Here is a 23,606-nt window from a genome sequence, read left to right on the forward strand (position 1 = left end):
ACCGGGATGCCAGAATAGTGAAGTGCTCTTCGCCTCTTTGAACCCGCCGGACGAGCAGGCCGGGCTCATCGGATTCGTGTTGGCCACCATCGACCGGCTCGGTGAGATCGGGGTCGGCGCGCTGATCCTGCTGGAGTCCCTGGTCCCACCGATTCCCAGCGAGGTGGTCCTGCCGGCCGCGGGGGCCTTGGTCTACTTCGGGGACCTCTCCGGGCCGTGGACGCTCTTCTGGGCGACGCTGGGCTCGGTCCTGGGGGCCTTGGTCCTCTATGGCGCGGGGCGGGCGTTCGGCGAGGACCGGACCCGCCGCGTGATGCTCGCCGTCCCCCTCATCGACGCCGACGACGTGGACCGAGCCGATGCCTGGTTCGCCAAGCATGGGGAGAAGGCCGTACTCGTCGGGCGGCTGATCCCCGGCGTCCGCAGTCTCGTGTCACTGCCCGCGGGTGCCGCGGGCATGCCGGTGGGCCGCTTCACCGCGCTCACCACCATCGGGTCGTTGATCTGGAACGGACTGCTGATCGGCAGTGGGTGGCTGCTGGGCACCCAGTACCACGTGATTGAGGCCCACATCGACCTCGCGAACAACGTCATCTACGCACTGATCGGGGCATCGATCGCAGTGTTCATCACGCGGCGGGTCTATCGGCGCAGTCGATGAGAAACCTCTCATCGGGATCTCACAGTCGTCTCATGCACAACACGTTCCATGAAGGTGTCAGAACGAAACCGAGAAGGGAACCACCATCATGAGAAGGACCGCCGCCATACTGGCAACCTCCGCCGTCGCAGCGACCGGGCTCGGCATCGCCGGCGCCTCCGCCGCGCACGCCGACTTCGACGTCGAGCGAGAGAAGACCAAGCGCTGCAGTGGCAGCGCGTTCGCGCAACTGTCGCTGGAGAAGGAGTTCGGCCGCATCGACGTCGACTACGACATCGAGAACGCCACCCCCGGCCGCGCCTGGAACGTGCGGATCAAGCACAACGGCAGGACCGTCCTGCGCACGTCGCGTATCGCCGACAACGAGGGCGAACTCGACGTGATGCAGCAGGTGAACGACCGCCGCGGCAAGGACCGTTTCATCGCCCGGGCGAAGGGGCCCAACGGGGAGGTGTGCCGTGTCAAGCTCAGCATCTAAGCGGGCCGGGCTGATCGGCCTCGCCGCCGTGCTGCCGGTGCTCGTCGTCGGCTGCTCGTCGTCCTCCTCCTCGGAGCCGGCCGGGACGACCGTCCCGTCCGGCGAGGAGGCGATCGAGTTGCCGGCGCCTGTCGAGACCTCGCTGCCCACGCAGACGACTCCGAGTGCTACCGATCCGGTGGCCGACCTGGAGGTCGACGACCAGGCTGGGAACGGCACGGAGGTCGCGGTGACGTCAGTCCTGCTCAGCCGCGAACCGGCGCTGCTGGTCATCACCGACATGACCGGCCAAGTGCTCGGCGTGAAGCAGGTCTCCACCCGTAGCCAGCCGACGCAGGTTCGACTTCAGACGCCGGTCACAGTCAGTCAAGAGCTCGACGCCGCGCTCTACCTGGACAATGGCAACGGCACGTTCAACCCCGCGAAGGACGTACCCATGCTGGACGAGGAGAACGAGCCCGTGAGCGAAGACTTCGACTACGTAGTGCAATAGGGAAATGCGAGCTTTGCGTGGTTCGACCCGGGTTCGCATCCTGGGCTGGGTGCTGATCCCGGTGCTGCTGGTCCTTGTCATCTCCTGGGTGGCAGCGTGGACCCTCCTGCTGCAACGTGTCGACGACCGTGTCGACACCGAGTTGCGCGGGGAGGTGTCCGAGTTGCGGCTACTGGCTGAGGAGGGCATCGACCCGCGCACCGGGCAGCCCTTCGGCGACGTGCGCTCACTTCTCGAACAACACATCCAGCGCAGCATCCCCGACGTGAACGAGACGATGTTCGTCATGGTCGACGGCGAGGTTGAGACCCGCAGCGGCGACAACCCGCCGGTGCGACTCGACCTCGATCCGGCGCTGGTCGACCAGGTCCGCGACGTGCAGGACGTGACACTCGGGGACCTCGAGACCAGCGCCGGGGATGTCCGCTGGGTGGCCGTGCCCGTCGACGCGAACGGTCAACGTGGCGTTTTCGTCGTCGGCATCTTCGCCGATCTCGAAGGCGCCGACGTCGCGCAGGTCATGGGCCGCTTCGCCGCCATCGGCATCGGGGCGTTCGCGCTGGCCGCCCTGTTGGGGTGGTTCGTCGCCGGCCGCCTGCTCGCCCCGCTGCGCGACATGCGCCGCACCGCACAGGAGATCAGCGAGACCGACCTCTCCGGGCGCATCCCCGTCGACGACGGCGACGGCGACGACATCGCCGACCTCGCCCGGACCTTCAACGACATGCTCGACCGGCTCGGCGAGGCCTTCGCCGCGCAGCGTGCCTTCATCGACGACGCCGGTCACGAGTTGCGCACCCCGCTGACGATCGTGCAGGGCCACCTGGAACTGCTCGAGGAGGACCCGGAACAACGCGCGGCCACGGTCGCCCTGGTCCTCGACGAGTTGGCCCGGATGAACAGGATCGTGCACGACCTGCAGACACTGACAAAAGCGAGTCAGCCCGGCTTCGTCCGCCTGGGATCCGTGGAGCTCGGCGGCCTTCTCGACGAGCTGCTCGTGAAGGCCAACGCCCTCGGCGAGCGCCGCTGGGAACTGGCAGTCACCCAGAACGTGACCGTCATGATCGACCGACAGCGCATCACGCAGGCGATGCTCCAGTTGGCCGACAACGCAGTTCGCCACACGAACCCCGGCGACGTCATCCGCATCGGCGCCCGTCTGGTGGACCAGGACGTCGAGTTCTTCGTCGCCGACAGCGGCCCCGGCATCCCGGTGCAGGAGCGGGAGGCGGTGACCCAGCGGTTCAGCCGCGGCTCGGAGGCGAACCCCGACCTGGAGGGCGCAGGCCTGGGGCTGGCCCTGGTCACCGCCATCGCAGGCGCACATCACGGACTGCTGGTCATCGGGGACAGCGATCTCGGCGGCGCTGACATGCGCATGGTTCTGCCGGCACGGCGCACGACGCTTGCGCAGGTGCGCCGATGACCCACATCCTGCTCGCCGAGGACTCCCCCCGGATCGCCTCGTTCGTGACCAAGGGCTTGCGCGCGAACGGTTTCACGGTGACGCACACCGGCGACGGGATCGAGGCCCTGCACCTGGCCCAGTCCGGCGACTTCGACCTGCTCATCCTGGACATCGGCCTGCCCGGGCAGGACGGCTTCGAGGTGCTGCGCACCCTGCGCGGATCCGGCAGTCGGCTGCCGGTGCTCATCCTCACCGCGCGTGACTCCGTGCAGGACACCGTGACCGGCCTCGACAGCGGCGCAGACGACTACATGGCCAAGCCGTTCTCGTTCGACGAACTGCTTGCCCGGGTCCGCCGGCGCATCCGCAGCGCCCCGGAGCCAGGCGAATCGGTCCTGTCCAGCGGCGACGTGCACCTGGACCTGAAGACCCGGCGGGTCACCGCCGAGGGCGTCGAGCACGAGTTGACGGCGCGGGAGTTCGCGATGCTGGAGATGTTCCTGCGCCACCCGGGGCAGGTCCTGGCGCGCGAGCAGTTGCTGAACAGCGTCTGGGGCTATGACTACGACCCCGGCAGCAATGTGGTGGACGTCTACGTGCGCTACCTGCGCAAGAAGATCGGCAACGACGCCATCCAGACGGTACGGGGCATGGGCTACCGCCTGGGGTAGGCGCCGCGTAGCGTGGCGATGTGGCCCGATTCTTCGACGTGCACCCGGTGAACCCGCAGCAGCGCCTCGTCAACCAGGTGGTGCAGATGATCCAGCAGGACGCCCTCATCGCCTACCCCACCGACTCCGGTTACGCACTCGGGGCCCGCCTGGGCAACGTGGCCGGGGTCGACCGCATCCGGGAGATCCGCCACCTGGACGACCGCCACGACTTCACACTCGTGTGTCACGACTTCGCCCAGATGAGCCAGTTCGTGGTCGTCAGCAACAGGGTGTTCCGCCTCATCAAGGCACACACCCCGGGCAGTTACACGTTCATCCTGCCCGCCACGCGGGAGGTTCCGCGGCGGTTCATGAACCCGAAGAAGCGCACGGTCGGCGTGCGCATCCCGCCCACCCCGGTCGCGCAGGCGCTGGTCGACACGCTCGGCGAACCGCTGCTGTCGAGCACCCTACTGCTGCCCGGCGAGGATCACCCCATGTCCGACGGCTGGGAGGTCAAGGAGCGCCTCGACCACGTGCTCGACGCGGTGATCGACGGTGAGTGCGGCACGGAACCCACCACCGTGGTCGACCTGTCCGGCCCCGATCCGGTCATCCGGCGCGTGGGGGCGGGCGATCCGGCGCCGTTCACCGAGGACTAGCGCCCGCCACAGCTTGGCTCAGCCCCGGGGACGGTACCCGCGTGACAGCGCCCGCCTCGCCTCCATGTTTGCCTCGGTGTTCTCGAGGACGTACCGACGGTCGTAACGCACGGCCGCCGCCGAGTACCTGATGATCAGGCGGCGGGCATCCGGCTCGAAGGCCTCCCGATTGACATGGTGCGCGCGGCCGTCGATCTCGGCGGCATGCAGCAGTTCGTCCCAGTAGTCGTCCAGTCGCCTTGGTCCCTGGTCAGCTGTCACGCCACCGGCACCTCCGGGCGGGTCGAGGCCGACTCTGTGGAACACCGGGTTCTGTGACTGATCTCACGCAACCCGTTGACTATGTGGAGGGAATCAGCGGTTACCGTCGAAGAGTAGGTGTTCCGACAACTGAATCCGCGGGAAGTCCGCGGACGGAACTACCCGCCGAAGTGCCATCGGGCACACCGGGGACCCAACCGATGTTGGGGCGAATCCGACGGAAGTCGGTAGAGGGCCTTCTCACCCTCGAGCCCGTCAGCTAACCCGGTAGGCGGCATGAGAGGGAGTTGAGTCCTGCATGGCGTTTTCGCCTGCCACGTACATCCGCCTGACCACCGTCGCTGCCGCCGGCGCCGCCGTCGCGTTCGGGACGTTGCCCGCAGAGGCAACTCCGGCCCCGGCACCGGCCCCCACCCAGCACGTCATCACCCCCGCCCAGAAGCGAGCAGAGGCGGTGCGGGCCAAGCGCGCTGCCGCCCGCGAGCGCGCCAACCGGGCCCGCGCCTCCCTGGTGCGCGTCGCTTTGAACCAGAAGGGCGACCGATATGTCGCCGGCGCGTCGGGCCCCAACTCGTTCGACTGCTCCGGTTTCACCATGTGGGTGTACCGCACGGCCACGGGCAAGCAGTTGCCGCACTACTCCGGGGCCCAGATGCACCGGGCCAAGCGGGTCGGACGCAAGCACCTCAAGCCTGGGGACCTGATGTTCTTCGGCCCCGGCGGCTCGCAGCACGTGTCGATGTACATCGGCAGGGGCAAGATGATCCACGCCACCAACCCCCGCAGCGGCGTGCGCGTGGACAGCATCAACATGGGCTACTACCGGGCCCGGTACGCCGGCGCCGGTCGCATCATCAACGGCTGACCGGACCTTCGGGCGCGGACCGGTGAGCGGGTCGCCGCGCAGACGCTAACAAACCGTCAATATGCTGCCTGCGGCGCCAGAGAGCTGTCGAGGAGACTGGCGCCCGGACCCGGCGGGCGCGTCACTGGAGATGCGCCCAACGCCATCAAACGCACCCTGCTCATCCGGCCCATGCACACCGGGGCTCTCGGCGAAACCCTGTTGCCGAAATGGCTGGCCCTGCCGATCCTCTGCAGCGACCCACTGTCATCCGTGGCATACGCGACGGAGCAGATCCTGCTCGTGCTGGTCATCGGGGCGCCTCACTACTGGCCTTCACCCCAGCCGTGGCGCTGGCCGTGGCGGCGCTGCTCGCGCGTCTGGTCGTATCGGCAAACCGTGCACGCGTACCCGAATGGCGGCGGCGCCTACGCGGTGAGCCGCGAGAACCTGGGCATGGTCGACTACGTCATGACGGTGGCGGTGTCTGTGACCGCGGAGATGGCCCTGGGGAAGCCCGTGCGGGCGGAGTCCGCCGGGCTCCCCGTCGAGGCGCAGAGTATCGCCGGCATCGCGATGGTACAGCTGATCCTGCGGGCCTTCGCTTCCCGGGTGCATATCGCCGAGGACCCGACTCTGCCGGGGCTGTCGGCGGGCACCGCACAACCCACGGTGATCGCCCAGCTGGGTATGGCGGATGGTTGACACTCCGACAGTTTGCGATATATCGTTACTGCATCGCGTAAGTAGCGCGATCACTGACATCAAGGAGTGACCATGAGTTACGCACATCCCATGCCCGGCTGGGCATTCATGACAACCGATCGCCCCAAGGGCCGCGGCCGTCACCGCCACCACGGCGGATGGGGGCCGGCGGGTCCCTGGGGGCCCCCGCCCCGCCAGCGCCGCGACCGCGGCGACGTTCGGCTGGCGATCCTGTTGCTGCTCGACGAGCAGCCGCGGCACGGCTACGAGATCATCACCGAACTGGCCGACCGCTCCGAGGGCCGCTGGCGCCCGTCGCCGGGGTCCATCTACCCGGTGCTCAAGCGCTTGGCCAAAGAGGGCCTCGTGCAGCCATCACAGGACGAGGGCCGGCGGACGTTCAGCCTGACCCCCGCTGGCAAGACACTGGTGGAGCAGCAACGCGAAGCCTGGGGTGAGCCCTGGGCGCGCGACACCGACAGCGAGGACGACAGCACCTCGAAGCTGTGGGCCGAGGGCAAACAGCTCGGCGCCGCGGTCTGGCAGGTCAGTCAACTCGACGACCCGGCCCAGATCGACGCGGCGTGCGAGGTGCTGGCTGACGCCCGCAAGAAGATCTACCGGATGCTGGCGGAGTAGACCGATCCCAGGACTGTGGCCCCGGTGTCTCACCGGGGCCACAGTCCTGTCAACGGCGCAATGGACCGGGATCGTAGGTCACTTCACGAGCCAGCATGCCCGCGGCGACGCGAGACGGGGTCACAGCGTTGGCCACGTGCCAAGCAGCCACCGCGGCACGGTTGGTCAGTGCCCCGGTGCGACCCATGAGCCGGGACATGCGCACCACGCGGGCAGTGCGGGCATGCCGCTCGAACTCGTACTGCGCGAAGGCCGGGCCGTGGGCGGTGTTCGCGGCGAGAGCCCGCGCGAGGACCAGTGCATCCTCGATCGCCATGCATCCCCCGAGGCCCAGATTGGGCGTGGTCGGGTGCGCCGCGTCGCCGAGCAGCGTGACCCGGCCGGCCGACCATCGGGGCACCGGGTCGCGGTCGTACAGGTCGTTGCACAGGATCGCGTCAGCCGGGGTGGCCCTGACTGCCTGCGGCAGGCCGCCCGACCAGTCCGCGACTCCCCGCAGGACGGTGCGCTTGTGCTGCTCGGGAGTCCCGCGCACCCCGGGCGGCGCGGGGCGGGCGACCCACCAGTAGACATGCTCGGAGTCCAGCGGGTGGACCGCTCCCCGCCACCCTGCCGCCTGGGTCTCCTGCATCATGCCGGGGTCCGCCACCGCCAACGGCGCAAGCCCGCGGTAAGCGGTCTGCCCGCTGTACCGGGGTGCGGCGGGACCCAGCAGGGCCTCCCGGACCACGGACCGCAGGCCATCGGCACCGATCACGACCGCGGCTCGTTCAGTGGTCCCATCGGCGAACTTCAGGTCCACGCCCGACGGATCCTGGGTCAGCGACTCGAGTCGCATGCCGGTGCGCACCGGGGGCAGCGCGTGGAGCAGTGCTGACTGCAGATCGCTGCGCCGGACCACGTAGCCGAGTCCACCGGTGATCGCGCTGACGTCGAAACCGGTCACCGTGCGCCCGTCGGCTGTAGCCGTCCTGGCCCATCGGAACGGGCACACCGGGAGGTCCCAGAACCAGTCGGCCGCGCCGATCTCGCGCAGCGAGCGCAGCGCACCCGGCCAAAGACCGATGCCGGCCCCGGCGGGCTCGAGTCGGGTCGCCTGCTCGAATATCGTGGCCGCCACGCCGATGCGGTGCAGCGCGAGGGCCGTCGCCAGACCGCCGACTCCGCCGCCGATGACCGCCACGTCCACGGTTCACATGGTGACACGCGAGCCCCATCGCCGAGTTATCCACAGACGTTCGCGGCAAAACGGACAATCCGAGGACCCAGAGTGTGAGCCTTCCCACAATCAGCCCCCTCATGGTCTGAATCGCCGAAAACCGTGCTTACCGTAGCCACGGAAACACAGGCAGTGAACGCAAGACATTGGAGTCTTCTTACGAAACACACGCCACGGAGGGTTGCCCGCCCCGTCCGCAACGGACGTTGAGCGGCTCCGTGTTGGGGAATGCAAGACGCCCCGGGCATTGCTGTGCCGATCACGGCCATGCCCTCCGACACGCCCTCCCTGCAGGTTCCCGCACGTGAGTCCCAGGAGAAGCATGTGAACGTTCGCACGAAGTTGATCAGCACCGCCGTCGTGGTGCCGGTCATCATGGCCGCCCCGGCCATGGCCGAAGAACCCACCCCCACGCCCGAACCGACGATCACCGATGCGGCGCCGACCCCCGAGCCGACCGACACGATCGCACCAACGCCTGAGCCGGTACCGACGCAGAGCATCGACCCCGCCCCGTCCCAGACCCCCGACCCGGCCGCGTCCTTCGGCGCCATCCCGGTTGAGCCCCCCGCACCAACTCGCAAGAAATCGGTCAAGCGCACCTCGCGCGCGGGGGTCAGCCTGCGCACGAAGGGAACCCGCTACAGCCCCATGACGGCGGTGTTCCGGCTCATGCAGTGGGCTCGGCAGGGGCGCGCCGGGTACCGCAACGGGTGTCTGCGCCTGGTCGACGACGCCTACGGGATCCAGAGCGGCCGCACCTCGACCGCATTGCGCCAGTGGTACCGGGCACGCAAAGCCGGCTACGGCCACACCAACCGCCTGGCACCCATCGGCGCCCAGCTGTTCTGGCGTACGAGCAACCCCGCAGGCCACATCGCCACCTATGTCGGCCGCGGCTTGGTGGTCACCAACATGCCCAGCGGTCGCGTGAAGATCGTCACGTGGAGTTCGGTCGACCGCTGGGGACCCTATCTCGGTTGGGCTGAGCCCTACTACCGGTAACGGTTCTCCAGATCCGCCAGCAGCGCCGCCAGATCGTTGGCGAGCCGCTGCCTGCGCGAGTCGCTGATCCCGGCCAGTAGGTCCTCCTCCACCTCGAGGTGACGGGGGATCAGGTCCTCCACCAGGCCCAGCCCAGCATCGGTCAGCACCACCCAGCGGATCCGCGCGTCGTCGAGGTCGATCTCCCGGTGGACCACTCCCAGTGCGACGAGATGGTCCACGCGGGACGTGACCGTTCCGGGCGTCAGACCGAGTTCGTTCGCCAACTGCGTGTGTGTCATCCGAAAAGGCCGCTGCCGGCGACGCAAGGACACCAGTACGGGGAAGTCCGCAGGCGTGATACCCGCAGTGCCGAACAGTTGGGCCTGTTGGGCCTCCACGATGGCTCGGATGCGCGCCATCCGGGCGATGACACCCACAGCACTGACGTCGAGGTCCGGGCGGACCGCGGCCCACTCCCGCAGAACGCGCCCCACCGAGTCGGTTTCCACATGCGTAAGACTATGTGAGAGATTATTTTGAGTTCAAGGTAATCTGGAAGTCGCATGTCATTGACTGTCACGGTGGTGGGCACGGGACGCATCGGGAGCACCCTGGCCCGTGCATGGCGGGATGCTCGGATGGATGTGCGACTCGCCAGTCGTGCGCCGCAACAGCGGGTGCCCTGCTGCCGGCGTCTGTCTCCATCACTGCGGCGGTGGGTATCGCGCTAGCATGGCGAGTGGTGCGGGCCGACCCGACCCCGGCGCACTCACCGGCCTCCGTCTGGTCCGGCAAGCCCGCGTTGGAGGTCGTTCACCAGATTGGAGGACGCACACGTGGAACCTCCAACGCCGTGCACGAACTCCAACCAGGGCTCCTCGAACGCCCGATCCTTTTGTCATACCCCTGCGGCATGGTGGTGCCAGCAAGGAAAACGGGGGGTACAAGATGCACATCAACGCAGTTCTCGACCTTGACGTGGTGGCGCTGGAGGAAGACGACTCGGTCACCGTGATGCTCGAGTTCGCCGCACCTGAGCAGGTGCAGGACGCCGAGCGGTCACCGCACACGGCGGTGATCGTGCTGGACCGCAGCGGTTCGATGGCAGGCGAACGCCTTGCCTCCGCCAAGGGGGCACTCACATCGCTCATCGATCGCCTGGACGATTCCGACCACTTCGGTCTGGTCGTCTTCGACGACGAGGCACAAGTGGCGGTCCCCACCAACACCGTCGACGCACTCGGCCGGCCAGCGGTGAAGCACGTCATCGCTGCCATCGGTCCGGGAGGGACGACCGACCTGTCCTCCGGCTACCTCCGAGGCCTGCAGGAGGTCCGGCGCGTAGGCACCGCAGGGACCCTGCTCGTACTCTCCGATGGACATGCGAACACCGGGATCACCGACCCCAGCGTGTTTCGTCAGATGGCAGCCGGTGCGGCGGCAGAGGCGATCACCACGTCGAGTGTGGGCATCGGCTTGGACTACGACGACCTCATCCTCTCGGAGATGGCCATCGGCGGGACCGGTAACCACTCGTTCGCCGAGGAGGCCGACTCTGCTGCTGCCGCCGTCGCCGGCGAGATCGCGGGACTGCTGTCCAAGACCGTCCAGGCTGGGAGCCTGCTGATCAAGCCCACCCAGGACGTGGTGAGCATCGCACTGCTCAGTGACGTGCCGAGCCAGGGTCTCGCCGACGGAGTGCTGGTCGAACTGGGCGACTTCTACTCCGGGGAGCAACGTCGGCTGCTCGTGACACTCGGGGTGCCGGCGATGGCCGCGTTGGGGCTGGCTCAGGTAGCGCAACTGCACCTGAACTACGTGAGCGTTCCGGACCTGCAGGCGCACACCGTCACCATCCCGGTGTCCGTGAATGTGGTTCCCGGAGACGTGGCCAAGGGGCGGGTACCCGATCCGGTGGTTCAGCGCGAGAAGTTGCTGCTCGGCGCACAATCGGCCAAGCGCAGCAGTGAGCAGGCGCTTCGGCGAGGTGATGTGGAATCGGCGCGGGCAGCGATGCGACTCAGCCTGGACGACCTCACCGCAGCCCTGGCACACTCTCCGAGTCCGGAGATCGATGAGGAGGTGGGCTTCACCGAGCACTCCCTGCAGGAACTAGATCTGCGAGAGGCTACGTACATGAGCCGGCGCTTGAGTTCGGACCGCGCCAAGAAGGCCCGGGGCTACCGGGGACGTGCGCAGGGTGGCCAGGTGCCCGAGGACGAGTCCCGGTGACCGACCGACCGTTGCTGTTGCTCGACATCGACGGGGTGCTGAACGCCATCCCCGACGAACCGTCGCCCCCGGGCTACACGCTCCACGAGATGGACGGTTTCGCCATCCACCTGAGCAGTGACCTGCGCGACATGGTGACAGCTCTCGCCGAGCGGTTCGACATTGTCTGGTTCACCCTGTGGAACGAACGCGCGTCGCTGTTGATGGGTCCGCAGGTTGGGCTCGAGCAGGCACCGTACTTGCACACGTCCTGGCACCTCGGGGAGCGCATCATGTTCGAACAGGGCTACCCCGCTTCGGCACTCGACCGGATCCTGTATGCGAAGAGCCCGATCCTCACCCAGCAGGTGGATCGGGCACAGCGATGGGTCTGGATCGATGATGCGCACGGCCACGACGACCACGCGTACCTGACACGGGAGGGCTTCGACCCTGCGAACTTCCGGCTTCTCCGCACAGACGGCGGAACTGGCCTCACATGGGCGGACGTGCGGCGCGCCATCGCGTGGCTCCCGCATCTGGGGCATGTGGCCGAGGAGTTCGATGCTAGGGGGAGCGCCCACCACGGGCCGGGCTCCACTGCCGGCCGAGCGGATGCTGTCGGCGAGTAGGCACGGTACGTCGCCGCTTTCATCCCCGATCGTCGCTTGATCCGAGGACATGTCGGCGCCCTGGGGTGACTGCAGGACCGCGACATGCGAGAGCGATCGGGCTGGCAGGAGATCCTCGGGGTCGCCTAGCGACCCAACCTATCCAGCCACTGCGCCGGTCCCACCACGACCAGCCGGTGCGTCGCGCGCGACACCCCTACTCGCAACAGGTGTTCGGCGTCCGACTCCTCGTGGAAGCCGTTGACGGCCAGTACCACGACCGGAAGCTCGAGGCCTTTGAAGCCCTTCACCGTGCACACCGCGACCTGGTCGGGCGACAGCAGCGACTCCGCGAAACCTGCCGCCCCGAGCTCGTCCAGCCGCTGCTCCTGCATCGGGTGGCGTCGCCAGGTCGTCAGCAGTGCGATGTCCCCGGCCGCGAGGCCCCCGGCGCCCAAGACGGCCTCCACCACCCGATCCGCGACCGTGCACGCGTTGTCGGCCGGCGTCTCGAAGAACTCGACGGGCGGACCCGTCGCGCCGCGCACCTCCTGTTCCTCTCCCGTCAACGCCCGCAACGCGCCTGCGATCTGCACGGTGTTGCGCACGTTCTGTGACAGCTCCACCTCGACCGCCGGCAGGCCGGTGGCGCCGCGACCGTACAACTCCTGGTCGTCGTCGCCGAAGATCACCATCGGACCGGTGTCCGGATCCCACAGGACTGAGCGGACGGCCTTCCACCAGCCGGGCGCGAAGTCCTGCGCCTCGTCGACCACCACGAGGTCGTAGCGCTGATCCGACGCGGGTGCCACGGCGGCCAACTGGGCCGGCAGTCCGTCCCAGAAGGCCGGCTCGGCGTCAGCCGGGACCTCGATCCCGGTCCAGTCCAACGCGAGCTGGTGCAACGTCCCGATCCATGCTGGCCGCTGATCCACCGGCCACTGAGCGGCGCGCCGGGTCATGTCCAGCGCCAGGCCGCGGTTGTAGCACAACAGGGCCACTCGCCCCCCGCGCACGGTCTCCTGGCGGGCGTGCTCCAGAGCCAGCCAGGTCTTGCCGGTCCCTGGACCCCCGCTGACCAGGATCCGGTTGTTACTGCGCAGCGCTCGCAGGATCGCGTACTGCTCACGGGTGATGATGTCGGCGCGACGGGAGGCGAGTTCCGCCTTCTGCCGTGCCGATGGCCTGGGCAAGCGCTTCTCCATGACGGCGACGAGTTCGTCGGCATCGAAGTCCTCACCTGTGTAGACGGCGGCGCTCAGCCGCGCAGACAGGTCGTCCAGGCCGTCTATCCAATCGGCGCGAGCGGAGTCAGCCGGCGCGAAATCGGCTCGCAGTCGGGTGTCCGGCAGAGCCACCACCGGGACCCAGGACGGCCAGGCCACGCCCTGCCCGGTCACGAAGTCGCGGATCGCGTACCCGGCCTTCTGCGCTTGCCACATGGGGTCCTTGATCGAGTGGTCATAACCACGACTGTCGCGGGAGATCCACTCGCCATCGACGGTCCAGACCAGACCGCCCTTGACCTCCACCACACCGACTCCGGCGCCGGGGATGAGGACCACGAGGTCGGCCTCTCGCAGCACTCCGCGATCATCCACAACGCGGAACTGACTGATCACCACCGCTTCATCGGGCAACTCCTGCAACGCCGCCCAAACCGCGCGCTCGGCAAAGGACCGCGATTCGGCGGAATCCGGGTCCGACGGGTAGTTGCGGGGCATGTGCCGAGTCTGTCGCCGGACCTGCGGGATGTCCCGTTCAGCGCCGAACCGGCGTTGCGTGAGAAGCAGGGGTGGTGCGCTGCAGGTGGCAGCGGGCGCTCCGGTCGATTCGGTCAGGACGAACCCCCAGGAGGTGGGCGAGTAGATGATCTACGGGTACATCCCGAACATCGCGGACTACTTCAGCCCGACGTGCGGGGAGCGACTGTCCGGGTCAGGAGGCTGGTGCCTTCTTGGCCGGTGCCTTCTTGGCTGGTGTCTTCTTGGCTGGTGTCTTCTTGGCCGGTGTCTTCTTGGCCGGTGTCTTCTTGGCCGGTGTCTTCTTGGCCGGTGCCTTCTTGGCCGGTGCCTTCTTGGCCGGTGCCTTCTTCGCCGGTGCCTTCTTCGCCGGTGCCTTGCGTGCGCCGGGGCGGCGCCGGACGGGCCCGGTCTCCACTTCCACGAACTCGATCGGCCCGGGCAGCGGGGCATGCATGTACGCGATCCCGTCCTTGATCTCCGTCTGCCAGTTCAGGTCGGTGCCCCGCAGGAGTTTGAGCATCCCCTTGTTCTCGGCCAGCACACTGGCCACGATCTCGGTGAAGCCCAGCCGGTTGGCCATGTGCAGGAGCGCCTGCAGGAGGTGCTTGCCGACCCCACGGTTCTGGAACGCGTCCTCGACGAGCATCGCGATCTCGGCGGCGTGACTGCCCTCCGACGGATCCGGGAACACATTGCCAAGGCCGACGATCTGGCCCTCTTCGCTCATCACGACGAGCGTGGCGCCACGGTGTCCGCCGGCCAGGCGATACAACTTCGTGCCGTGCCAGTCCGTGATGGAGAAGTAGCGCTGGTACCTGCTGCGCTCGGAGCTGCGGTCGTGCATGGCCGCGACAGCGTCGGCATCCTCGGGGCGCGCGAGCCGGATCCAGACAGTGCCGCCCTTGATCCGTTCCACCCAGCCGAAGGCCTCCTCGCCGCCGGTCGCCGACGCGATGGCCGACGACAGGCGCAGCAGAGCCGAGGCCCGGGTCCGCTCGGCGCGCGCGAAGGGCGCCCACGACCGCTGCAGCACCACGTGCTGCTCGGCGGTCCACTGCAGGCGCAAGATGTCCGGGCTGTCGTCCTCACCCTCGGTGGCGGAGGCCACCTCCACAGCGTCGGCCTCCACGAGTTCAGCCGCGATCAACGGGGCGAGTTCCGGGGTCTTCACCACCGCGGCGGCAGCGTCGAGAATGCGCGTCGGAAGATCCAGGCTGTCGTTTGGCGAACCTTCGGCGATGTACGCGTGCCTGCCGACTGAAACGGCGGCGGCCAGCATGACATCTGGTGACACGCTCGCGGGTGCGGACATGGCAATGTCGACAGTGCGCAGATCGTCGACATGGTCGACTATCTGCAGGCCGACCACGTAGACGTGCAACTGGGAGAACCCGCGCACCAGACGGGCCAACGATCCTGGCCGGTCAGCGATGTCGACACGGATCCGCCACGGCTGGCGCGCCTCGTAGTCTGGTGCCAACACCATGTCCGGTGGCGAAATGGCTTGACCGATGCGGGCCATGACGCCGACCCACTCGGCCATAGTCGGCTTGCCGGTCAGGACCGGGTCCAACAGCGACAATCCAGCGGACATCGCGATGGCCAGCTGCACGACCGCCCTATCGGAGACGGCGGCATCAAGCCCACCGCTGGCCCGGACCTGGGCCACGAGTTTCGACGCGTTGTCCCATCGGCGGCCGATGCGCTCGGTCTCGATGGCCTGTACGGTCTCGTCAAGATGGGCCCGTGTGAGGGCCTCGAGTTCAAGGATGTCCCAACTGGCAGCCGGGTTGACGAAAACCTCCTGCGCGGCTGCGAGCATCACCGCGATCGGCGGTGCCTGAGCGGGGTCTGCCACCGCAGAGGCCACCCGCTCGGCGGCCGACGAGCTCACGCGTGAAGCCATGACCTGCCGGAACAGTTCGGCGCGCTTGCCGGTGAGCCGACGGACCGTCTGCGAACTGACGCCGGCCGCCTTCGCGACCATGTTCACCTTCGTGCCGCTGAACCCGTTCTCGGCGAAGACTTTCGCGGCGGCTTCGATGATCCTGTCGCGCAGTTCCTCGTTGGATTTGGGCATGTGCGTCTCCGGACGTCGAACAGTGTTGTCCCAACCCTCCCCGCCACCAGGGGGAGAGTCAATCGGAAGCCCCGGGGTTTCGGCATCGAGAGCAACCTCACAGATGTCATACCCCGAGCCGATACTTCCGGTGTGAGCGCTCAGCCCTGCTGCCCCGACTGCAGTCCACAGTGTCAACTGACCGGGCTCGCCACCGGTCAGGCGATGGGGCAGGGCGACGGCTGGTGGGGGCAGCCGTTCGACGACGGCTTCAACGTCGAAGCCGCCGTGTTCTGGGGCGACGAGTGCTGTCCGGACTGTTCGCGCTGCCCCATCTGCCAGCGCTGGTGACCTGCGCGGCGACCCGAGCGTGCGGGATGCTGGCCATGCGAATCGGAGGAGGCACCCATGAACAAGGAGATGGTCGAGTCATACCTGCGGGACCTGATCGCCGGCCTCACTGACGGGCCGCGTCCCGAGCCGGACGCCGACGGCGATCTGCCGGTCGCGCACCGGGGCAGTCAGTGCTACGCACGAGTGGTCACCGCGCGCAACGAGTTCATCGTCCAGACCTTCAGCGTGGTCTGCGAACTCGAGTACACCCAGGAACTCGGCGACGCTCTCAACGACCTCAACCGCATCCTCGTGTTCGTCCGCGCGTTCCACACCGGCGGGCAGTTCCTGCTGGAGAACGACATCTTTGCCGACGACCTGAACCTGTTCACGTTCTCGCGCGCCCTGACGTTCCTGGCCGATGCGACCACCGACGTGGGCCCGCAGGTACTGGAGCGGTTCGGCGGCACGCCCCGGTTCGACCCTGAGGCGTACGCGGCTGCGGACCCACCGGATGACTCCGCCCCCGGGCTTTACCTCTGAGGATCAGCAAGGGGTGAGGATCCGCTGCATCGCGGACTTCTCGGACGGCGTGACCCACAGGTCGTAGCGCTGCTTGGTCAGCACCTGGATCGCCACGTACGCGCAACGGAACCCCTTGCGCGGAGGCAGCCACGTGGCGGCATCCCCGTCGCGCTTCTGCAGGTTGAGGTCGCCGCGCACAGCCAGTAGGTTGCGCCGGTCGTTGGCGAACCGCTCCCGCTTGGCCGGGGTCCAGTACGACGCTCCGGTCTGCCACGCGTTGGCCAGCGCCACCACGTGGTCGATCTGCACCTCCAGACTCGTGACCGGCCCCCGCACGAAGCGGATCCGCTGACCACTGTACGGATCGTCGAGGATGCCCGACAGAACCACGCAGTCGGTCACGCGGGTGTCGTGCAGGTCGCGGCGCAGGATGTCGTTGCGGGTGTCGCATCCGTTGTCGTTGACGTCCGACCACGCGACGCCAAAGGCCGCCCGATCGTAGTTCGTCAGCGGAGCCCTGCCCTTGACCGGGAGATCCGCCACGGCTCGCTTCGCGGCCGCAATGTCGACGAACGGCGGCGGGACCGGCTCTGGTGTGACCGACTGTGCCAACCCCGTGGCCGAGCCGGCGGGCTGCGCCGGCCCTGACACGTCCGGCTGTGAGCGACCCGGTGCCGGCGGTGCCTGGTCGTCGCACCCGGCGACAAGGGCGTACCCGAGGGCACCCATCACCACAAGGACGACCAGCCCGGGCACCCGGGTCCCATATCGCGCCATCCCCCACCTCCGGCCTCCCGGCGAGACTACTCCGCGGTGGTGACATGCCCCGCGCTCCAGGCAGCGCGACCAGATGGCCAGACGGCGAGGCACGGCGGGAGTTACGTTGTCCCCATGCTGCTTCTCGCCGCCGCGCTCGCCGTCGTCCCCCCGACCCCGGACTGGATGGGGACGCTGTACAACGACCGCCCGGACACCCGCCTCACCCAGGTGGTCATCCCCGGCACCCACGACTCCGGCGCCTTCAAGATCGACACCGAGGGCAACTGCAAGGTCACGGCCATCGCCGGCGCCAACGAGGCCATGGTGCAAGTCGGCAAGGGCAATCCCTGCGGGGCGGGCAAGTTGTCGAAGGCTCAGAGCCAGAACTTCACCCAACAACTCAACGGGGGGGTCCGCTACCTCGACATGCGGCTCGGGGTCCCGGCCGACAAGGTGGTGAGCGCCAAGAAGGCGAAGAAGAAGCTGACGAACGCCGCGGCCGCGAAGGTCCCCATCCACCTGCAGCACACGTTCGTCTCGGTGCGCTTCACCACCGGATTGAAGCAGATCGTGAAGTTCGCCAAGGCGCATCCGCGCGAGCAGGTCATCCTGGACTTCCAGCACATCGACCTGACCGGCAAGAAGAAGATCGACAAGTACTACACGTCGGCCATCGACAAGATCCTGCGCACCCACAAGGTCGACGGCAGCACGGTCTGCTCGCGGGCCTGGACGGCGTCGAAGATCCCGGATGTCACGCAGGCCACGTTCCGGCAGGCGTGGGACGCCGGTCGCAACATCGTGGTGCTGTACGCGAAGGGCGAGCTGCCCAACACCTCGTGCTTCCGGCAGCGCGAGCAGGTTCTGTACTCGCCATGGCCGAACACCGAGGACCCGGCGGTCTCGCAGGCGGCGAACGTGCAGTACCTCACCGCGCGCCAGCAGGCCCTCGGCGGCAACGGTTCGTGCGCGGTGGCCGGCGGCAACCAGTGCGGCCTGTTCGTCGACCAACTGCAACTGTCCATGAGCCTGACCTCGCAGATTCAGTGCCTGACCGGTAGCCGCACGCAGAATTGCTCGCTGCAGGCCCTGGCACAACTGCGCAACCCCACCGCGGTGCAGGAGATGACGGACTGGGCTGCACAGGGCCAACCGGTCAACATCTCCATCCTCGACTTCTATGAGATCGATGACACCGCAACTCGCCTGATCGCACTGAACGTCCCCCGGTGAACAGCCGGCTTGTCGGGCCCCCGCCCACCCCACAAGCCGGCTGGTGACCCGGGTCGAGCCACCCCCGCGAGTCCGACCCGGGCCTCCCGGGTCACCCCGGGATGATGGCTGGAACTCGCTTGATGTGGCTCCACGACCATCTACTGCGATGGTGAACCAAGGGTGTGACAAAAGTGCATTTGTCAAGCACCGACACGCGGTCTGTGGATGTCGGGTGGTGCGGGACCGAGATTACGGATCCTCTAAAGTAAGCCTTACCTAATTGGGAGGTTCTTGTGTTCAGAGGTGGGGTTGCGGCGCTGACAGTCGTCGCGGCGTTGGGGCTGTCAGCATGCGCGAGCGGGAGCGGCCAACCGGCGGTGTCCACCCAGGCTGCGGAGGAACTTGTCATCTACTCCGGCCGCAGTGAGGAACTCATCGCGCCGTTGCTCGAGCAGTTCGAGGCAGCCAGTGGGGTGCAGGCCGAAGTCCGGTACGGCGACACCGCGGAGCTGGCAGCCCAACTGCTCGAAGAGGGCGACAAGTCCCCCGCCGACGTCTTCTTCGCCCAGGACGCCGGGGCCTTGCAGGTCATTCAGGACGAGGGGATGGCCACCGCTTTGCCCGCCGACCTGCTGGCCAAGGTGCCCGCCCGGTTCCGCAGCGCGGACGGCCAGTGGGTCGGGACCAGCGGTAGAGCGCGAGTCATCGTGTACAACACCGAGTCCGTGCCGGCGGAGGACGTCCCACGCACGGTCTTCGATCTCACCGACCGGCAGTGGCAGGGGAAGGTGGGCATCGCACCGACGAACGCGTCCTTCCAGGCCTTCGTGACAGCCATGCGGGTCACGGTCGGCGAGGAGCGGACCCGGCAGTGGCTCGAGGACATGGTCGCCAACGACGTGCAGACGTTCGAGAACAACACCGGAGTACTCGATGCGGTTGATACCGGCATCGTCGAGCTGGGCCTCGTGAACCACTACTACTGGTTCGAGAAGGCCAAGGAGATCGGCGCGGAGAACATGAAAGTGGCCAACGCAGCCTTCGAGGCAGGTGATCCCGGCAACCTCGTCAATGTCGCCGGGGTGAGCATCCTGCCCACCGGGTCCGAGAACCGGGCTTCGGAAGAATTTGTCACCTTCCTGCTCAGCGATGAAGCCCAGGAGTACTTCGCCGAGCAGACGGCCGAGTACCCACTCGTGAAGTCGGTGGAGCAGCAGGAGGGGCTGCCTCCGCTCTCGGAGATCAACGGCCCGGATCTGACCCTCGACCAGTTGCGCGACCTGCGCGGCACCCAGGATCTGTTGATGCAGGTGGGGCTGCTCTGATCGTCGTGCGTCAGCGGCTCAGCCTTCTGCACCTGGTCGCCGCGGGAGCGGCCCTGGTGTCGCTGGCCCCTTTGGTGTACCTCATCGTGCGCACTGGATCCGCGGGCTGGGAGAGCGTCTGGGAGGTCCTGGTCCGGCCACGGACGCTGCAACTCTCGCTGGCCAGCCTCGGCCTGGCAGCCGCGGTTGCCGGCACATGCATCGGGGTCGGGGTGCCGCTGGCGTGGCTGCTGACGCGGACCCAGTTGCCGGGTGGCCGCTGGTGGCTGGTCGTCGCCGCCCTACCACTGGCCGTCCCGTCGTACGTTGCGGCCTACACCTGGTTGGCGGCGTTCCCATCGATCAGCGGTTTCGTGCCCGCATGGGCCGTTCTGAGCCTGGTCAGCCTGCCGTATGTCGTCCTGCCCGCGGCCGCGGTCCTGCGCCAGGTGGATCCCGCCTACGACGAGGTCGCCCGGACCCTGGGCGACGGACCTGTTCGCTCCTTCCATCGCACCACCGCCCCGCTGCTGTGGCCCGCGGCAGCCGCGGGTGGGCTGCTCTGCGCGCTCTACGCGCTCAGCGACTTCGGCGCCGTCTCCCTGCTGCGCTACGACACCTTCACCCGAGTGATCTTCACGTCCTACCGGGCTGCCTTCGACCGGACCAGCGCCGCCGTGCTGTCCCTGGTGCTGGTCGCCCTCGCGCTGCTGTTCGTGGGCCTCGAACGTGCCGTGCGCAGCCGCCATCATCAGTGGCGGGTGGGCGGGGGTACGGCGCGGCAGCCGCAACGCATCGCGCTCGGGCGGTGGCGGTGGCCGGCCCTGGCAGCGGTCGTCAGCCTGTTCGGGGTGGCAGTGGGATTCCCGGCCCTGATGCTGGTGCGCCTTACGTTGCAGTCGCGCCAAGCCGACCTGGATCCGGGCCAATGGATCGCAGCCACCGTCAACACCGTGCAGGCCGCCGGCATCGGCGCGATCATCGCGCTGCTGCTCGCACTGCCCATCGGCGTGCTCGCTGCCAGGTACCGGGATCGCATCGCACGCACCGTCGAGTCATCGGCGTTCGTCTCGCATGCCCTGCCGGGGGTCGTCGTCGGGTTGTCGCTGGTCTACCTCGCCCTGGCGCTGGTGCCCCGGCTGTATCAGACATTGCTGATGCTGGGATTCGCCTACGCCGTGCTCTTCCTCGCCAACGCCATCGGATCCATCCGGTCAGCCACAGCCCAGGTCTCGCACACCCTGGAGGAGGTGGCCCGCAGCCTCGGCGACACCGCACCCGCGGCATGGGCACGCATCACGGCCCGTCTGTCCTCACCGGGCATCCTGGCCGGCGCACTACTGGTGCTGGTCACTGCCATGAAGGAACTGCCGGCCACACTGATGCTGCGTCCTACCGGCTTCGAGACCCTGGCCACCGAGATGTGGACCTTCACCTCGGTGGGCTCGTTCAGCCAGGCCGCCCCATTCGCGGCCGGCCTAGTCGTGCTCGCCGCCGTTCCGGCGTTCCTGCTGGCCCGGCTCGCAGGAGCCCGGGCATGAGCAGCATCGACATCACTGGGGTGGGAATCCGGTTCGGCCACACCGAAGTCCTCCACGACCTCGACCTGCACGTCGAGTCCGCATCGATCACCGCGATCCTGGGCAGCAGCGGCTCGGGCAAGAGCACCCTGCTGCGCTGCATCGCGGGTCTGCTACGACCCGGTGCGGGGCGCATCATGATCGGCAGCCGCGAGGTCTTCGGCCCGGGTACGTGGGTCGCCCCCGAGCGCCGCGGGGTCGGGCTGGTCCCGCAGGAGGGTGCCCTCTTCCCGCACCTGAGTGTTGCCGACAACGTCGGATACGGTCTGCGCGGATCCGGACGGCGCCCGCGGATCGAGCAGATGCTGGAACTCGTGGGCCTGCCCGGGACCGGCCGCATGCGTCCGCACGAACTGTCCGGCGGGATGCAACAACGGGTGGCGGTCGCCCGAGCACTGGCTCCCTCCCCTGCCTTGATCCTGCTCGACGAGCCCTTCTCCGCCCTGGACGCCGGCCTGCGGGAGGACGTCCGCGAGGATGTCTTCACCGCCCTGCGCAGCGCGGGCGCCACCGCCGTTCTGGTGACGCACGACCAGGAGGAGGCGTTCGCGGTGGCCGACCGGGTCGCCGTCATGATGGGTGGCACCATCGCCCAGTCCGCGGCCCCCGCCGAGATCTACTCGCAACCGGTCTCGCTTGCCGTCGCGCGTTTCGTCGGCGACACCGTCGTCATACCTGCCACGGGTGCCGGTGGGCGAAGTGTGGAGACTTCCTTCGGTCCTTTGCCCACATCGGGGACCGCCCCCGCCGGGGCGCAGGGGGTACTGATCCACCGACCGGAGGACTTCCACCTCGACGGCGACGGCCCCGCGTTGAGCTCTGCAGTGGTGGTCACCGTCCGGTACCACGGGCACGACACCCTGGTCACTGCGCTGGCCGGCGATCAGGAGTTTCTGATCCGCGTGCTCGGTCGCCGGGCCGTGACTCCCGGTAGCCGGGTTGAATTGCGGGTACGCCGACCGGGAATGTTCTTCGGCACAGGTTGATGCGCCGCCGCACCTCACGTCGCCACAAACCGCTCCCCACCCCTGGCACCCTTCGCCACCCCCGCCGCCGAGTCCGGACTGCAATCCGACGAGCGCATATCCTCTGCCACAGTGCGTCTCGCCGGCCAGACGCTCACCTGTTCAACGCGGGCGGGACTCTCGGACGCGTTCTCGCTCATGGAGAAGTGCGCGACCCAGCAGGAGATCGATCACCTCTGGGAGTGGCTCGGCGACCCGGAGCGTGGCGGCGAGGTCGCCCGCGTCATGCTGCAGATGCAGCGACTCGAGATCACGCCGCTCGAGGCGGCACTGCGCGGCTGAGCCTCAGCTGACAGACACCTTCTGGCGGGGCTTCTCGCCAGGCTTCACGTCCATCTTGTGCACCCGCCAGGCCAGGGCGATCGCCGTGACCGCGACGAGAGCGCAGATGACCCCGCCAACCGCACCGGGCATGCCGATCAGTTTGAACACGACGGCGAGGTTGCTGATGATCACCATGCCGCCGACGAGCGTGCCGGAGACTGTGCACGGGGGGCCTTGCCGGCGAAGCGGGCGGCGAACGGCGCGACCATCAAGCCACCGATGATGAGGCCGATCACGGCACCCCACGGAACCTGCGACTCCTTCGCCCCGACCAGGAAGCCCATCGACGCGGCCACCGCGACGGCGAACTCTGCCGCATTGACGGTGCCGACCACCTTGCGGGGCTCGTGCCGGGTCACGGTCATCATCGACGGAGTGGCGACGGGTCCCCAGCCACCGCCGCCAGTGGCGTCAACGAACCCTCCGACCAGCCCGATCGGCCACAGGTGACGGGTCCGGACCTTCATCTGCGGGACCAGTGACTTTCCGAACGCAAATCGCATGACGATCGAAACGCCGAGCAGCAACAGGATGGCGGCCATCCAGATGCGGGCACCGTCCATGCTCACGTTGGTCAGGATGACAGCTCCCGTGAAGGCGCCCACGACGCCCGGGGCTGCCAACGCGATGAGCACCCGCCATTCGACGTTGCCTTCACGCCAGTGCGCCAGACCGGACACGAATGTCGTGCCCATCTTCGCGGCGTGGGTTCCCGCGGAGGCCGCCACGGCCGAGTAACCCAGCAGCGTGAGCAGGGTGGCAGACGTCACGCCGAAGCCCATGCCCAGCGATCCGTCGACGAACTGCGCGATCCCGCCGACGATGGCGAAGACGACGATGAGCGGCATGACACTCCCTATGAAAGCGGATTACTTGAGTTACTTAGTGCAGTTTTACCACGA

Annotated in this window: 27 protein-coding genes; 19 read left to right on the plus strand and 8 right to left on the minus strand. The window is 67.9% G+C overall.

Annotated features, from left to right (window positions below; all coding sequences use genetic code 11):
- Positions 1–22: 22 nt before the first annotated feature.
- The 6 genes from IPG68_07020 to IPG68_07045 all read left to right on the plus strand — a co-directional run bounded on the left by IPG68_07020 (position 23) and on the right by IPG68_07045 (position 4,358).
- Positions 23–661: a DedA family protein gene (locus IPG68_07020; protein MBK6763028.1), complete on the plus strand. Its 639-nt coding sequence runs from the start codon at positions 23–25 to the stop codon at positions 659–661.
- Between the two features lie 88 nt (positions 662–749).
- A complete protein-coding gene (locus tag IPG68_07025; protein MBK6763029.1) occupies positions 750–1,139 on the plus strand; it encodes a hypothetical protein in 390 nt (129 codons plus the stop codon).
- A complete protein-coding gene (locus tag IPG68_07030) occupies positions 1,120–1,632 on the plus strand; it encodes a hypothetical protein (protein ID MBK6763030.1) in 513 nt (170 codons plus the stop codon). The genes IPG68_07025 and IPG68_07030 overlap by 20 nt, the downstream gene beginning before the upstream one ends.
- A 4-nt stretch (positions 1,633–1,636) precedes the next feature.
- Positions 1,637–3,061, plus strand: a complete 1,425-nt coding sequence (locus tag IPG68_07035) for a HAMP domain-containing histidine kinase (protein MBK6763031.1) — start codon at positions 1,637–1,639, stop codon at positions 3,059–3,061.
- Positions 3,058–3,714 carry a response regulator transcription factor gene (locus IPG68_07040; GenBank protein MBK6763032.1) on the plus strand — a complete coding sequence of 219 codons (657 nt, stop codon included), beginning with the start codon at positions 3,058–3,060 and terminating at the stop codon, positions 3,712–3,714. The genes IPG68_07035 and IPG68_07040 overlap by 4 nt, the downstream gene beginning before the upstream one ends.
- Positions 3,715–3,734: 20 nt before the next feature.
- Positions 3,735–4,358 (plus strand): threonylcarbamoyl-AMP synthase, encoded by a 624-nt coding sequence (locus tag IPG68_07045; protein MBK6763033.1) that lies wholly within the window; start codon positions 3,735–3,737, stop codon positions 4,356–4,358.
- Positions 4,359–4,376: 18 nt separating this feature from the next.
- On the opposite strand, the gene IPG68_07050 is transcribed toward IPG68_07045, so the two are convergent.
- Positions 4,377–4,619: a hypothetical protein gene (locus IPG68_07050; GenBank protein ID MBK6763034.1), complete on the minus strand. Its 243-nt coding sequence runs from the start codon at positions 4,617–4,619 to the stop codon at positions 4,377–4,379.
- Positions 4,620–4,917: 298 nt separating this feature from the next.
- Between IPG68_07050 and IPG68_07055 the strand changes: the two genes are divergently transcribed.
- The 3 genes from IPG68_07055 to IPG68_07065 all read left to right on the plus strand — a co-directional run bounded on the left by IPG68_07055 (position 4,918) and on the right by IPG68_07065 (position 6,807).
- Positions 4,918–5,484, plus strand: coding sequence for a C40 family peptidase (locus tag IPG68_07055; protein ID MBK6763035.1), 567 nt, complete (start codon positions 4,918–4,920; stop codon positions 5,482–5,484).
- A 171-nt stretch (positions 5,485–5,655) separates the two neighbouring features.
- Positions 5,656–6,168, plus strand: coding sequence for a hypothetical protein (locus IPG68_07060; GenBank protein MBK6763036.1), 513 nt, complete (start codon positions 5,656–5,658; stop codon positions 6,166–6,168).
- Between the two features lie 108 nt (positions 6,169–6,276).
- On the plus strand, positions 6,277–6,807 hold the full coding sequence (locus IPG68_07065) for a PadR family transcriptional regulator (protein ID MBK6763037.1): 531 nt from the start codon (positions 6,277–6,279) through the stop codon (positions 6,805–6,807).
- Between the two features lie 49 nt (positions 6,808–6,856).
- On the opposite strand, the gene IPG68_07070 is transcribed toward IPG68_07065, so the two are convergent.
- Positions 6,857–7,996, minus strand: a complete 1,140-nt coding sequence (locus IPG68_07070; protein MBK6763038.1) for an FAD-dependent monooxygenase — start codon at positions 7,994–7,996, stop codon at positions 6,857–6,859.
- Between the two features lie 354 nt (positions 7,997–8,350).
- Between IPG68_07070 and IPG68_07075 the strand changes: the two genes are divergently transcribed.
- Positions 8,351–9,031 carry a hypothetical protein gene (locus IPG68_07075; protein MBK6763039.1) on the plus strand — a complete coding sequence of 227 codons (681 nt, stop codon included), beginning with the start codon at positions 8,351–8,353 and terminating at the stop codon, positions 9,029–9,031.
- On the opposite strand, the gene IPG68_07080 is transcribed toward IPG68_07075, so the two are convergent.
- Entirely contained in the window at positions 9,022–9,522 is a 501-nt protein-coding gene (locus tag IPG68_07080) for a MarR family transcriptional regulator (protein MBK6763040.1), read from the minus strand. The genes IPG68_07075 and IPG68_07080 overlap by 10 nt on opposite strands.
- 439 nt (positions 9,523–9,961) lie before the next feature.
- Here IPG68_07080 and IPG68_07085 point away from each other — a divergent pair, with 439 nt between their 5' ends.
- Both IPG68_07085 and IPG68_07090 read left to right on the plus strand, forming a co-directional pair.
- Complete coding sequence (locus tag IPG68_07085; protein ID MBK6763041.1) at positions 9,962–11,245, plus strand: VWA domain-containing protein; 1,284 nt, start codon at positions 9,962–9,964, stop codon at positions 11,243–11,245.
- Positions 11,242–11,856, plus strand: coding sequence for a hypothetical protein (locus tag IPG68_07090; GenBank protein MBK6763042.1), 615 nt, complete (start codon positions 11,242–11,244; stop codon positions 11,854–11,856). Before IPG68_07085 ends, IPG68_07090 begins: the two co-directional genes overlap by 4 nt.
- 125 nt (positions 11,857–11,981) lie before the next feature.
- Here the strand turns inward: IPG68_07090 and IPG68_07095 are convergent, their stop codons facing one another.
- On the minus strand, positions 11,982–13,559 hold the full coding sequence (locus tag IPG68_07095) for an AAA family ATPase (protein MBK6763043.1): 1,578 nt from the start codon (positions 13,557–13,559) through the stop codon (positions 11,982–11,984).
- A gap of 214 nt (positions 13,560–13,773) precedes the next feature.
- Positions 13,774–15,660, minus strand: a complete 1,887-nt coding sequence (locus tag IPG68_07100; protein ID MBK6763044.1) for a GNAT family N-acetyltransferase — start codon at positions 15,658–15,660, stop codon at positions 13,774–13,776.
- A 132-nt stretch (positions 15,661–15,792) separates the two neighbouring features.
- On the opposite strand from IPG68_07100, the gene IPG68_07105 reads away from it, so the two are divergent.
- Together IPG68_07105 and IPG68_07110 are read left to right on the plus strand one after the other, a co-directional pair.
- Positions 15,793–15,990, plus strand: coding sequence for a hypothetical protein (locus IPG68_07105; GenBank protein ID MBK6763045.1), 198 nt, complete (start codon positions 15,793–15,795; stop codon positions 15,988–15,990).
- A gap of 57 nt (positions 15,991–16,047) precedes the next feature.
- On the plus strand, positions 16,048–16,515 hold the full coding sequence (locus IPG68_07110; protein ID MBK6763046.1) for a hypothetical protein: 468 nt from the start codon (positions 16,048–16,050) through the stop codon (positions 16,513–16,515).
- Between the two features lie 3 nt (positions 16,516–16,518).
- Here IPG68_07110 and IPG68_07115 read toward each other — a convergent pair whose 3' ends face one another.
- Positions 16,519–17,274: an HNH endonuclease gene (locus IPG68_07115; GenBank protein ID MBK6763047.1), complete on the minus strand. Its 756-nt coding sequence runs from the start codon at positions 17,272–17,274 to the stop codon at positions 16,519–16,521.
- A 114-nt stretch (positions 17,275–17,388) separates the two neighbouring features.
- On the opposite strand from IPG68_07115, the gene IPG68_07120 reads away from it, so the two are divergent.
- The 5 genes from IPG68_07120 (at position 17,389) to IPG68_07140 (ending at position 22,662) form a co-directional block, all read left to right on the plus strand.
- On the plus strand, positions 17,389–18,489 hold the full coding sequence (locus tag IPG68_07120; GenBank protein ID MBK6763048.1) for a hypothetical protein: 1,101 nt from the start codon (positions 17,389–17,391) through the stop codon (positions 18,487–18,489).
- A gap of 275 nt (positions 18,490–18,764) precedes the next feature.
- The gene (locus tag IPG68_07125) at positions 18,765–19,796 is read left to right on the plus strand and encodes an iron ABC transporter substrate-binding protein (GenBank protein ID MBK6763049.1); all 1,032 of its coding nucleotides are present in this window, start codon (positions 18,765–18,767) and stop codon (positions 19,794–19,796) included.
- Positions 19,797–19,828: 32 nt separating this feature from the next.
- Positions 19,829–21,316 carry an iron ABC transporter permease gene (locus IPG68_07130; GenBank protein MBK6763050.1) on the plus strand — a complete coding sequence of 496 codons (1,488 nt, stop codon included), beginning with the start codon at positions 19,829–19,831 and terminating at the stop codon, positions 21,314–21,316.
- Entirely contained in the window at positions 21,313–22,341 is a 1,029-nt protein-coding gene (locus IPG68_07135) for an ABC transporter ATP-binding protein (protein ID MBK6763051.1), read from the plus strand. The genes IPG68_07130 and IPG68_07135 overlap by 4 nt, the downstream gene beginning before the upstream one ends.
- A 111-nt stretch (positions 22,342–22,452) precedes the next feature.
- Complete coding sequence (locus tag IPG68_07140) at positions 22,453–22,662, plus strand: hypothetical protein (GenBank protein ID MBK6763052.1); 210 nt, start codon at positions 22,453–22,455, stop codon at positions 22,660–22,662.
- A gap of 3 nt (positions 22,663–22,665) precedes the next feature.
- Here the strand turns inward: IPG68_07140 and IPG68_07145 are convergent, their stop codons facing one another.
- Both IPG68_07145 and IPG68_07150 read right to left on the minus strand, forming a co-directional pair.
- Positions 22,666–22,839 carry a hypothetical protein gene (locus IPG68_07145; protein ID MBK6763053.1) on the minus strand — a complete coding sequence of 58 codons (174 nt, stop codon included), beginning with the start codon at positions 22,837–22,839 and terminating at the stop codon, positions 22,666–22,668.
- A complete protein-coding gene (locus tag IPG68_07150) occupies positions 22,833–23,552 on the minus strand; it encodes a sulfite exporter TauE/SafE family protein (protein ID MBK6763054.1) in 720 nt (239 codons plus the stop codon). The genes IPG68_07145 and IPG68_07150 overlap by 7 nt, the downstream gene beginning before the upstream one ends.
- Between the last annotated feature and the right edge of the window lie 54 nt (positions 23,553–23,606).

The sequence above is a fragment of the Micrococcales bacterium genome (assembly GCA_016703125.1).
Classification (GTDB): Bacteria; Actinomycetota; Actinomycetes; order S36-B12; family UBA10799; genus JADKAV01.